The following is an 11,578-nucleotide window of genomic DNA, read 5'->3' on the forward strand; positions in this document are numbered from 1 at the left end:
GGGAATCCGGAATCTTTCGGTCCGGCCGTTCGCCGTTTTCCGGCGCGATCTCCGGCCCGGCCTATTTTTTCAGCGTTGACCGGAAACGATAGTCCCCCGATCCCACTTCGAAGACGCCGCAGCCGTCCTGTTCTCCGAGGAACCGTACCGATGGCGCTTTCGCCGCGTTTTTACCGCTCTCGGTGATGCTTCCTACGCGCGAAGAGGGCACGTACACCGTAGCGACCGAATTGGCCGGAATCGTTACGTTCAGCGACAACACCCCGTTCTTTTTGCTCCAACCGCTGCGGATCGTCCCTTTTACCGAGTTGAACTCTCCTTCGGCGAATTCCAAGTCGTCGACTACATAGGGGTGAATGGTGAACCGGTCGAAACCGGGATGTTCGGCGTCGGGCACGATTCCCAGCAGGTATTTGTAGAACCACGAGTCGATCGAACCCATCATCGGGTGGTTGTGCGAGTTCATCTCGTCGCCGGTGGCGTATTCCCATCGCTCCCACAGCGTCGTCGCGCCGTTCTGGAGCATGTATCCCCAACTGGGATAGGTCGTCTGGGTCGCGATTCGGTAGGCGGTTTCGGCGTGGCCGTAGCGCGTTAGCATCTCCATCAGGTATTTCGTGCACAGGTTTCCCGTCGTGAGGTGGTAGTCGTGTTTTTCGACGTCGTCGGCCAGATTTTTCACGACCCGCGGGATACGCGTTTCGTCGACGATACCCAGAAACAGCGCGAACGAATTGGCAGCTTGGTTATTGGCCGCATATCCGCCGGTCTGTTCGTTCCAGTATGTCCGGTTGAACGCTTCGGCCGTCCGTTCGGCGAGCTGCGCGTAGCGGGCTTTGTCGCTGTCGCGGCCGGTCAGTTCCGCCATTTTCGAAAGCATCGAGGCGCAGTAGTACAGGTAACCGGTCGACATCAACTGGCCCGGAGTGTCCCGCGATACGGCCGATCCGGGCGCTGCGGCGAACTGGGTCGGCGGCGACCAGTCGCCGTAATAGCTATAATCGACGATCCCGTCTTGGGTACGCGATGCGAGGTAATCGACCCATCCTTTCAGGCCGTCATAATGGTCGCGGATGATGTTCCGGTTGCCGTAATATTCGTACGATTTCCACGCGAGCAGCAGGTAGCTGGCCGATACCGGGTCGGCCGGCCGCGCTCCGAAGCGGTACGGGGCTACGCAGGTGATCGTCCCGTCTTCGTGTTGCGTATCGGCGATGTCGTCGATGAATTTGGCGTAGAAACGCGAGAAGTCGAAGTTGTACACCGCCTGTTCGATGCGGACGGTCAGGTCGTTCAGCCAGCCCATCCGTTCGTCGCGCTGCGGACAGTCGGTCGGCACGCCGTGCAGGTTGCTCGCTTCGGTGGCCACGACCATCCGGTGTATTCGGTTCAGCAGTTCGTTGCTGCAATGGAATTTCCCGACCGGAGCCACTGCATTGCGCACGATTTTTACCCGGATGTCCCCGACTTTCGGAGCGTGCGGCAGGCCTTCGACCTGGACGTAACGAAATCCGTGGTAGGTGAATTTAGGTTCCCAGGTTTCGACGCCTTCGCCCTTGAGGATGTAGGTGTCGGTCGCCTTCGCATTCCGCAGGTTCTCCTGGTTTACGAGTCCGTCGTCGTACAGCGTTTCGGCGAATTTCAACGTGATTTCGCGGCCCCGCTCCCCTTCGACGGTCAACGAAGCCCATCCGGCGAGGTTTTGTTCGGTATCGAAAACGTAGACTCCCGGCTTCGGTTCTGTGATGATCTTCGGGGTCAGCGTATCCACTACCCGGATGGGTTCCATTTTTTGCGACACCATTTTCCCGCCGGGCGAGTCGGCGATATGGGCCAGCCCCCAGTCCTTGTTCATCAGGCCGGCCGGCACGAAGGGCTTGTAGATGTCGGGCGCTTCGAGGCGCGCGTCGTACAACTCGCCGTCGAAGACCGTCGAATAGACGGTCGGGCCGGTCGTTACGGCCCTCAGGTGGTTTGCCGTCAGCGTCGTTGCGCTGCCGTCCGTGTAGGCGATTTCCATCTGCATCCGCAGCTTCGGCATCCCGTACCAGCCCGGGGCGACGGCTACCAGCAGCACGTTCTCCTGCGACAGGTAGTCTTTTACGTCGTAGGAGGCGTAGTAGACCCGCTTGTCATAACTGCTCTGGGCCGGGTCCAGCACATGGTCGCCGACCTTGCGGTTGTTGATGTACATTTCGTAGTAACCCAACCCGGAGATATACAGCCGGGCTTTTTCGACCTCTTTCTGCTGGCAGAACGTTCCTTTGAAATAGATGATCCGGCCGGGTTTTCCGGGTACGTACGCGATCCAGTCCGATACCCAATCCTTTTCGTCGAGCAGTCCCATTTCGAACGATCCCGCCGCCGACCAGTCGCTTTGTCCTCCGTCGGTTGTCCAGACGCGTACTTTCCAGTAGTAGCGTTCCTTGCTCGAGAGTGCGGGGCCTTCGTAGCGGATGCCCGCCGATCGGGACGATTCGATTCGGCCGCTGTTCCAAACGCCGTTGTCCTGTGCCAGTTCTTCTTGCGACCGGGCGACGACGATCTGGTAAGCGGATTGTAATACGCCCCGCCGTTGCGATTCGGTGCGCCAGCTGAACTGCGGCGACCGGACGTCCAGTCCGATCGGGTCGGTCGCGTATTCGCAGCGCAGGCCTTCGATCCGCAGGTCGGCGGCCGGAGCTTGCCTGCCTGCCGCCTGCATCATTCCGAGGCATCCGGCCAGCAGCAGGCCGATGCCGTAAAGCAATTGTTTCTTCATTCGGTTATTCTTCAATCGTTTCGGATATTTTACCGTTTAGCCGAACAGCGCTTTGCGCATGAACCGAGAGGTCGCTACCGCGTCGTTCAGCTTTACCAGCCGGTCTATTTCGTCGAAATGATCGTCGACGATCGCTTCGAAACGCCTTACCCATTCGATGCTCTCGGCGATCGCGTCGACGGCGTTTTCGCGGTACGGGTACTGGTCCATCGACAGCCACCCGGCGTAGCCGGTTTTTTTCAGCCAGTAGATCAGGTCTACGTAAACGGTGCTGTGGACGCTGCCCACGATCATATCGTCGTCCCATGCGCCGTGGTTGTCGTTGAAATGCATGTGGAACAGCAGGTCGCCGGCCCGTTTGGCCAGTACGATCGCTTCGGCTACGTTTTCGCCGGCTACGAATCCGTGTCCGGTGTCGATCGTGACGCCGACGTTCGGACATTCGGTCTCTTTGGCCGCCAGGATCGTGTCGCTCATGCGGGCGTGAAACGAAAAATTGCGCGGCTCTTTGGGCTTGTATTCCAGCGCGAACTTCAGCGTCGGGAACTCTTTGGCCAGCCGGGCGGTTCCTTCTTTCAGCCACTCCCGTTTCTGGTCGTAGTCGGTGGTCAGCAGGTAATCGTAGCCGTCCTGCGCCATCCACATGTTCAGGATGCCGCAGTTCATTTCGAGGGCCACTTCGCTCATCTGGCGCAGGTAGTCCTGCGTTTTTTGCCGGACGGCCGGATCGGAACTGGTCAGCGTGCCTTTCCCGTATGCCTTGTCGCCGAAAACGTCCGGGATGATCGATACGCACTGTACGCCGTAATCGGCGAAGCGTTTTTTCATCTCTTTGACGTTGTCCGGGCCGATGTCCCATGTGCCGACCAGCTCGATTCCTTCCACATGCGGGATCTTAACCGCCTGCGACAGCATTTCGAGGGTCGAAGGATTGTCTTTGTAACTTTTGCAGAAACGGTCGCAGGTATTGCCCAGGTTGCCTAAAATTACCGAATACTTGTTTTTCATAGGTTTTAAATTTAGTAGTTTTTATAGGATCCGATGTACTTCGGTTGTAAGATCCGACCCGGAAAAAGGTCGCTCCGGGTCTTGTAAAATTATAAAATAGATGGAATAAAACCAAATCCCGTCCGGCGCGATTGACCGCGCCGCAAGATTTGCGACTGTCGGAGCCACCCGCTTCGTTCGCAGGGGGGGCTCCGGAGAGATGTGCGTCCGGGCGGTCAGACCGAGATTTCGAATCGGGTGCACCCGTTTTGCGAGGTGAGGCTGAATGCCATGCGGTGGTTGTTCAGCACCTCGCGCACGAACATCAGGCCGATTCCCTGACCGGACGGTTTCGTTGTAAAAAAGGGCGTGAACAGTTGCTTCCGAATCTCTTCCGGGATTCCGGGGCCGTTGTCTTCGACCGTTACGGACGGAGGATCCGCAGTGGTGACGATTCGGATTCTGCCGTCGTGTCCGATCGCTTCGTAAGCGTTTTTTACGATATTGACCAGTACCTGTTCCAACTGGATGCCGTCCGCCCGGATGATCGTGTCCGGATCGGCGAGCGACAGCGACAGGGAGATGTTTCTTTTCCGGCATTCGATCCGGGTCAGGGCGTCGACCGACCGCACCAGTTCGTTCAGCGAAAGGTCGGCTCGCACGGGTTCGGGGATTCGTACGACGTCCGCCAGTTTGCTGGTGAATCGGGCCAGGTTCCCGCAGCGCTCGAACGAGGCCGAAACCGCCGGAAGCACGTCCTGCCAGTCGCTGTCTTGGGTTTGCCGCAGAATGTCGGAGACGACGTTCAGCGTGGCCCCGATCGCTCCGATCGAGTTGTTGACTTCGTGCGACATCATCCGTATGATCCGTTCGTAGGAGGCCTTTTCGATCCGCATCAGCTCGCGGGTCAATTCCTCGATCAGGATGAAAGGGTGGTCGAATCCCCTGTCTGCGAACGACGAACGGACGCAGCGGTAAATGGCTTGTCCGGGGATGCGCACGATCAGGTCGTCCCCCGATTCCAACCCGGCCAGGTCGGCGGCCAGTTTGAAATCGGATTCTCCGATCTTTTTCCCTTTGACCGTCTCGATATCGTTGATTTTCAGTAGTCTAAGTCCCGCCGGATTGATCTCGGAAATGCGTTCGTCGAAGTCCAGGATGACGACGCCCTGCGGAGAGGCCCGGATCAACAGGTCGAGGAAGCGGTTGGTCTCGCGCACCTGCAACCGTTCGTTTTTCAGTTCGGTCATCATGCGGTTGAAAATTTCGATCAGCCGGTTGGCTTCGTCGTTGCCTACCAGGCGCAGCCGGTTCGAAAAATCCTGTTCGTTGAGCAGTTCCATTCCGTTCAGCAGGATATGGTAAGGCTTTATCAATCGCCGGTAAAGGGAGACGAACAGGATCAGGGACAACGCGGCAATCCCCTCCATCGTCCAAAACAGGGCAGGGTGCGTGTCGGAAAACAGGATTCCGGTCGTAATCAGCGATCCGAAGACCAGTGCGGCCAACAGCCAGAAAAGTCGTTTCGATTTCATGGCGACGGACTTATTCCGGCAGACGGATGCCGTATTTTTCCAGCCGGCGGTAAAGCGCCTGCCGGCTTAGTCCCAGCGCCGTCGCGATTTTGGTGTGGTTGTTCCCGAATTGTTCGGCGGCTTTGCGGATCATGTTTTTTTCGATTTCCTCCAGCGAATGCACCGAATCGAACGCGGCCGTTGCGGACGATATTTCGGAGTATTGGGCCTTGAAATCCCGATCGGTCAGGACGTTTTTGTCCGATACCAGGATCGTCCGGTCTACCAGGTTTTTCAGTTCGCGGATGTTGCCGGGGTAGGGAAGTTTTTGCAGGTAGTCGATCGCTTCGGCCGAAACTTCCACCGCACGGATGCCGTTCAGTTCCCGCTGAAGACCGACGAAGTGATCGACCAACAGCGGAATATCGTCCGGACGCTCCCGCAGGGCCGGCATACGGATCGTGATCAGGTTGATCCGGTAGAACAGGTCTTCGCGGAACGAGCCGTCGCGCACCATCCCCTGCAGGTTGCGGTTCGTGGCGCTGATGATCCGGGTATCCACCTGTTTTTGTCGGCTGTCGCCGAGCGGCTCGAAAGTCTGATCCTGCAATACCCGCAGCAGTTTTACCTGGCTGACCATGTCCAGCTCGCCGATCTCGTCGAGAAAAATGCTCCCTTTGTCGGCCGTTTCGAAGCGACCGGTACGGTCGTAAAAAGCATCGGTGAAAGCGCCTTTTTTATGGCCGAACATTTCGCTTTCGAACAAGGACTGGGAGATTCCGCCCAGGTTGACTTTGACGAAAGGCGACTTGCTGCGCTTGCTGTTCTGGTGGATCGCTTCGGCGATCAGCTCCTTGCCCGTGCCGCTTTCGCCGGTAATCAGTACGGGCGCCGTGGTGCGTGCGATGCGCGAAGCCGTGTCGAGCACTTGCGTCAGCAGCGGCGACCGGCCGATGATGCGTTCGCGTCGGAATACCGTCTTCGCAGTGCTTTCCGCCGGGCGGGCCTGTTCTTTACTCTCTTCGTTGACCTGGATCGCCGTTCGGATCGTATTCAGCAGTGCGAGGTTGTTCCAGGGTTTGGTTACGAAGTCGAAAGCCCCGGCCCGGATGCCCCGGACGGCCAGGCCGATCGATCCCCAGGCGGTAATCAGGATGACCGGGACGTCCGGACAGAAAACTCTTGTTTTCCGCAGCAGTTCGAGTCCTTCTTCCCCCGTCGTGGTTTTCGAGTAGTTCATGTCCATCAGGATCAGTTCGGGGCATTGCCCGCGCACGAAGCCGAGCGCTTCGTGCGGATTTTCCGCCGAAGCGACTTCGTAGCCGGCGCGTTTCAGCACCAGGGACAGTGAAGAACGGATGGTCGCGTCGTCGTCGCAAATCAGGATCATACGGTTGTTTCTCGATTAAAAATTCAGGTAAATATAATAATATTCGACGGAGTATCCGACCGAGGAACGCAATTTCCGGGTACCGTTACCCGGGGTCGTATTCCGCCGTCAGCGGCCGGCCGCCGATAAAATCGTACAGCGTGAGGCTGCGTATCTGGTAGTAATAACTCCAGAGCCAGTGCATTTGCTCGATGTAATTCAGCAGCGCCGCGTCTTTCGACGAACGCGCGTCGTTCAGGTTGAGGATGTCGATTTTTCCCTGCACGAAAGCCTCTACGGAGGTGTCGTACCGTTTTTGCGCGAGGTCGGCCCGCTCCCGAGCCAGTTGCAGTTGGCGGGGCTGGTTATTGAAGTACTGTACGCGCAGGAAAACGTTCTGGCTGAAATCCATTTTCTCTTTCTCGATCCGGGATTCGGTCACTTCTTTGTCGGCCCCGGCTACCAGGACTCTCCCTTTTCGCTTCCCCCAGTCCAGAATCGGGATGCTGACCCCCACCGAGATCACCTGGTCGTTGCGGCGGTTGTGCGAACTGTACGCCCGGTAGAAGGCGTCGGCCGTTCCCGACAAGCCGAACGAAGCGAACAGGTTGACGTTCCACCGGTCGGCTTTGGCCTGGCTGACGTTGCGCGACGCTTCGAGCATCCTTTTTTGGATGTTTTGCGTGAACGGGTTGTTTTGCAGGGCCAGTTCGACCACTTCGCGGTAGCGCAGGGTCGGGATACGTTCGGCGATGAACGACGGAACGACGGCCTGCAATACGACGCTTTCGTCGATTCCGAGGAACGAACGCAACTGGAACATCCGGGCTTCGAGCGATATCTGCGCGTCGGTCAGGGCGGACTGCGCGTTCAGCAGGGTCTGTTTCATCTGCATCAGGTCGATCTCCGACTGGCGGCCGATACGGTGCTGGGCTTCGGTGATTCCGTAGAGACGTTCCGCATTGTCCAGGTTCTGCACCGAAATGTCGAGGTTGGTCTGGCCGGCCAGCAGGTCGAAATAGTACTGGATCACCGTCAGCGTCACTTCTTCCCGGTCGCTGATGCGCTTTCGGGAAGCTTCCCGGTATTTCACCGGTTCGATCCGTTGCAGCCATTTGATACGGTTGAAGCCGAACAGGGGTTGTTCGAGCGTAATGGTTCCCGGGATCGACCGGTAGTGGGTGTAGTCCCCGTCCCCGTATTGGCGCAGCCGCTCGAAGCTGCTCCCTACGGTGATTTTTCCGCCTGTCCACGGGATGTTCTGCGTGACGGAAATCCCGGCGTCGATCCGGTTGTAATTGTTTTCGACGTAGTTCCAGCTTCCGTCTTCGTTTTGCCTCGTATTGAAGGATTTGGAGTAGTACGGAACGGTTCCGCTCAGGACGACTTCCGGCAGCAGTTCCGTCCGGTAAGTCCGGTAGGCCCAGTAAGCGGACAGGTATTCGCTTTCGGCAGCTTTGGCCTGAACCGAACGCTCTTTTCCCAACCGGATGGCTTCGGTCAGTTCGAGCCGTACCGTATCTTGCGCATGGACCCGGGCGAGGCAAAAGCCCAGAATCGGGACGATGATACTGTATATCCGTTTCATCTTTTTCCGAATAAATGTGTTTGTGTATTTTCCGGCCGGATTGTATGCGTTGCGCCCTTCGCGGATTTCCGGCTTGGGGAATGGATCGTCCGCCGAGAAAACGCGGCGGACGATCCCGGTTGCGTTATTCTTCCCGCAGAACGTCTGCCGGCGGGACTTCGGACGCCTGTCGGGCGGGATACCATACGGCGAACACCGAGACGATCGCGAGGAATACGGACGTCGCCGCGAAATTGATCGCGTCCTGCTCGGCTCCGATACCCCATGCCGCACGGTTGGCGATCGGAATTCCGATCGCTTCGACCAGGTCTGTTTTCGACAGGTTCAGGCATACGGCCGTGCCGATTACGCAGGCCATGCTCAGCAACAGCAGGGTTTCGGAGACGATCATACGCCTCACCTTTCGTTTGGACGAACCCATCGCCACACGCAGGCCGATCTCGCTGCGGCGGGCCTGTACCCGGAACCAAAAGCTGCCCAGCAGTCCGAGGAATACGTTGACTACCAGAAATCCGATGATGGCGTATACGCCTTTCATGTGGTAAAACGTACTTTCGTCGCTCGCTTTTTTCTCGTTTTCGATCGGGGTGACCGACAGCAGGAAGTAGGGACCTATGGTGAATTGCTCGCGCATGTCGCGGGTAAACCTTTCCGCGAAATCCGTTTCGGCTTCGGGTCGTATCCGTACCATGATGTCCTGTGTGGGGTCGGCGCGTTCCGGGGTCAGCGGATGGAATACGAGCGACATCGGATTGCTTCCGTAACGGATGATTCTTACCGGTTTCGTGATTCCGGTCACATGCAGGGCGAACGACGAGTCGCCCCACGACGGAAGCACGGTATGTATTTCGGAGATCGGTTCGTGGAACTCCGTGTAAGATCCGAACAGCCTGCCTTTTGCATCGAACGGCGAGATGACCGCCGCTTTCGGATCGGTTCCGTCGAACAGCTTTCCCTGTTGCAGGTCGATCCTGAAAACGTTGAAAAAGTCGGATGTTACATGCACTTCCTGCGTATTGCATATTTTTCGTCCGCCGACCGTATCGGAATTGACTACGAATCCATCCTGCGCGTAACTGCCTCCGTAGGGAAGACTCCAGCTTCCGAATGCGACGGTTTCTACGCCGGGATAGCGTTCGATGCGTTCCTTTAAGGTCCGCAGCGTGGCGTACCGGTCGGTTTCGGGCAGGTCGGCCCGTTTGCTCAACTGAATGCGGTAGGTGTGCCGGACGTTGATCCCGTTTTCTGCATAGTAACTGCGGTACAGCGAGAAGCCGTAATCGCAGCAGAACCAGAGTATACAGAAGACGACCGTGTATTCGAGCAGCAGCCATGCGTTGCCCCGGCGTTCGTTCCAAATGATTTTGAAAATATGTCGTGTCATTTTCTGTTGTTTTGATGGAGTGAATCGACGATGTTCATCCGCGATGCCCGGTAAGCCGGCGCGCCGGCCGAAATCAAATTCAGTACGAGGCATACGACGAAAATGGCCAGAAACGTGGTGCCGGAGACGAGGGCGTTCAGCGGAAGGCTGCCGTCGGCCGGGATGCCGAGCAGCCATTTGCGCATTCCGAAAACGATCCCGTAAGAGAGTCCAAGCCCGATGATCCCGCCGATCAGCGTGGTGATTAGGTTTTCGTACAGCACCTGGATCAGGATGACGTGCCGTTTGGCTCCGAACGCTTTGCGGATACCGATTTCAGCCATCCTTTTGCGGATGCGCGAGAGGCTGAATCCCGAAAGGTTCAGGGCGGGAACCAGCAGCATGACGGCGAACAGGAAAACGGTTCTGCGGCGCGTTTTCCGGGCGTAGTCGCTTATCTGTTCCGAAGTAGTTCCCCGGGCGCTGACTGTCGCCAGTGCCCGGTGGTCTCTGGGGCCGGCAAAGTCCACGAATTTCGGCGATTTCTCGAAGTCGAGTTTCCGTTTGGCCTCGTTTACTTCTTCCCGTATTTTCGGGAAGTCGGCAGTGTTCCGCGCCAGCAGCATGACGTCGTAGTAACTTCGTTCGTAGCCGGGACTCGCAGTGTAGGGAATCCATACTTCGCTATAAGCCTCCTGGAACAGCGGAGATACGTTCCGTACGATGCCGGTTACCCGGTAGGAGTTGAAATCGATTTCGATGTTTTTCCCGATCGGATCCTCCCCTTTGAATAGCATTTTGGCCATGGTTTCCGACAGCACGGCTGTCCGGATTCCCGATTCGAAATCCTCCCGGGCATACGGTTTTCCTGCGGTGAACGTATGGGTATAGAGTTTCCAGTAATCGGCGTCAGTTCCCCGGACGGACTGGTACAGGGCATCTTTTGCCCCTTCTCTTTTTACGACGGCGACGTTATTGACTGTTGCGACGACCAGTTCCGGAGTTTTCATCGCGGGGACGATGTAGTTTTTCAGGGCGTCGTAGGGAAGGCCGCCGTAGCTCTGATAACTCTTGTTTCCTCCGCTGGTATCGCGTACCGCAAAGGAGACGAGGTACAGCGTGCGGTCTCGAAAGGCTTCCGGGGCGACCGAGGCGTTTTTGATTTGAAATGTTACGATCATCGTCATAATCATCATGATCGCGAGCGCCGTTCCCAGTATCGAGATGACGCTGATGAAGGGGTTCTGTTTCAGCATCCCGACGGCTTGTCTGAAGTAGGTCTTGTACATAGTTCGCTCGTTTGGGGTTATTCAATGCGCCGTCCGTCGAAGAAGCGGACGATCCGCTGCGTCTTTCGGGCCATGTGCTCGTCGTGGGTCACCATGACGATGGTCGTCCCTTCCCGGTTGAGTTCGAACAGCAGGCGCATGATCTCTTCGCCCGTTTTGCTGTCGAGGTTGCCGGTCGGTTCGTCGGCCAGGATGATTTTCGGATTGCCGATTAGCGCCCGCGCGATCGCCACCCGTTGGCACTGTCCGCCCGAAAGCTGCGAAGGGAAGTGTTTCGTCCGGTGCGAGAGCCCCACTTTTTCGAGTACGGCCCTGGCCGTTTCCCGGCGCGATTTTTCGGTCGATTTGCGGTAGAGCAGAGGCAGTTCGACGTTGTCCAGCACGTTCAGCGAGTTGATCAGGTGAAAACTCTGGAAGACGAATCCCAGCGTTTTATTTCGGAACTCCGCCATTTCGGCGTCTTTCATCCGGCCCGTGGCGGCGCCGTCCACCGTGACGGCGCCTTCGGTCGGCACGTCGAGCAACCCGATGAGGTTGAGCATCGTACTCTTGCCGCAGCCCGAAGGCCCCATGACCGAGAGAAATTCGCCCGCTTTCACTTCGAGATTGACGTTTTCGAGCGCTACGGTTTCGACCTCTTTGGTCTGGTAGATTTTCGTGACCCCCTGCAAGTTGATAATTCCCATTTCGTGTTCGTTTTAGGTGAG

At 57.3% G+C, this 11,578-nt stretch carries 8 protein-coding genes; all 8 read right to left on the reverse strand.

Going from position 1 to position 11,578, the window contains the following annotated elements:
* Nucleotides 1–61: 61 nt before the first annotated feature.
* A complete protein-coding gene (locus PGR91_RS08010; protein WP_101572790.1) occupies nucleotides 62–2,761 on the reverse strand; it encodes an alpha-L-rhamnosidase in 2,700 nt (899 codons plus the stop codon).
* Between the two features lie 36 nt (nucleotides 2,762–2,797).
* Entirely contained in the window at nucleotides 2,798–3,769 is a 972-nt protein-coding gene (locus tag PGR91_RS08015) for a sugar phosphate isomerase/epimerase family protein (RefSeq protein ID WP_118656198.1), read from the reverse strand.
* Nucleotides 3,770–3,984: 215 nt separating this feature from the next.
* On the reverse strand, nucleotides 3,985–5,283 hold the full coding sequence (locus PGR91_RS08020; protein WP_055204973.1) for a sensor histidine kinase: 1,299 nt from the start codon (nucleotides 5,281–5,283) through the stop codon (nucleotides 3,985–3,987).
* A 10-nt stretch (nucleotides 5,284–5,293) separates the two neighbouring features.
* The gene (locus PGR91_RS08025; protein WP_118656200.1) at nucleotides 5,294–6,652 is read right to left on the reverse strand and encodes a sigma-54-dependent transcriptional regulator; all 1,359 of its coding nucleotides are present in this window, start codon (nucleotides 6,650–6,652) and stop codon (nucleotides 5,294–5,296) included.
* A gap of 85 nt (nucleotides 6,653–6,737) precedes the next feature.
* Entirely contained in the window at nucleotides 6,738–8,219 is a 1,482-nt protein-coding gene (locus PGR91_RS08030) for a TolC family protein (RefSeq protein WP_055204977.1), read from the reverse strand.
* Between the two features lie 124 nt (nucleotides 8,220–8,343).
* Complete coding sequence (locus PGR91_RS08035) at nucleotides 8,344–9,603, reverse strand: FtsX-like permease family protein (RefSeq protein WP_182424233.1); 1,260 nt, start codon at nucleotides 9,601–9,603, stop codon at nucleotides 8,344–8,346.
* On the reverse strand, nucleotides 9,600–10,871 hold the full coding sequence (locus PGR91_RS08040) for an ABC transporter permease (RefSeq protein ID WP_101572784.1): 1,272 nt from the start codon (nucleotides 10,869–10,871) through the stop codon (nucleotides 9,600–9,602). Before PGR91_RS08040 ends, PGR91_RS08035 begins: the two co-directional genes overlap by 4 nt.
* Before the next feature lie 17 nt (nucleotides 10,872–10,888).
* Complete coding sequence (locus PGR91_RS08045) at nucleotides 10,889–11,557, reverse strand: ABC transporter ATP-binding protein (RefSeq protein ID WP_081032600.1); 669 nt, start codon at nucleotides 11,555–11,557, stop codon at nucleotides 10,889–10,891.
* Nucleotides 11,558–11,578: the final 21 nt, after the last annotated feature.

This window comes from Candidatus Alistipes pullistercoris (genome assembly GCF_027665465.1).
GTDB lineage: Bacteria > Bacteroidota > Bacteroidia > Bacteroidales > Rikenellaceae > Alistipes_A > Alistipes_A hominis.

Coding starts and splice junctions, on each gene's coding strand:
- PGR91_RS08010 (WP_101572790.1), bottom strand. CDS start 2,761: ATGAAGAAACAATTGCTTTACGGCATCGGCCTGCTGCTGGCCGGATGC.
- PGR91_RS08015 (WP_118656198.1), bottom strand. CDS start 3,769: ATGAAAAACAAGTATTCGGTAATTTTAGGCAACCTGGGCAATACCTGC.
- PGR91_RS08020 (WP_055204973.1), bottom strand. CDS start 5,283: ATGAAATCGAAACGACTTTTCTGGCTGTTGGCCGCACTGGTCTTCGGA.
- PGR91_RS08025 (WP_118656200.1), bottom strand. CDS start 6,652: ATGATCCTGATTTGCGACGACGACGCGACCATCCGTTCTTCACTGTCC.
- PGR91_RS08030 (WP_055204977.1), bottom strand. CDS start 8,219: ATGAAACGGATATACAGTATCATCGTCCCGATTCTGGGCTTTTGCCTC.
- PGR91_RS08035 (WP_182424233.1), bottom strand. CDS start 9,603: ATGACACGACATATTTTCAAAATCATTTGGAACGAACGCCGGGGCAAC.
- PGR91_RS08040 (WP_101572784.1), bottom strand. CDS start 10,871: ATGTACAAGACCTACTTCAGACAAGCCGTCGGGATGCTGAAACAGAAC.
- PGR91_RS08045 (WP_081032600.1), bottom strand. CDS start 11,557: ATGGGAATTATCAACTTGCAGGGGGTCACGAAAATCTACCAGACCAAA.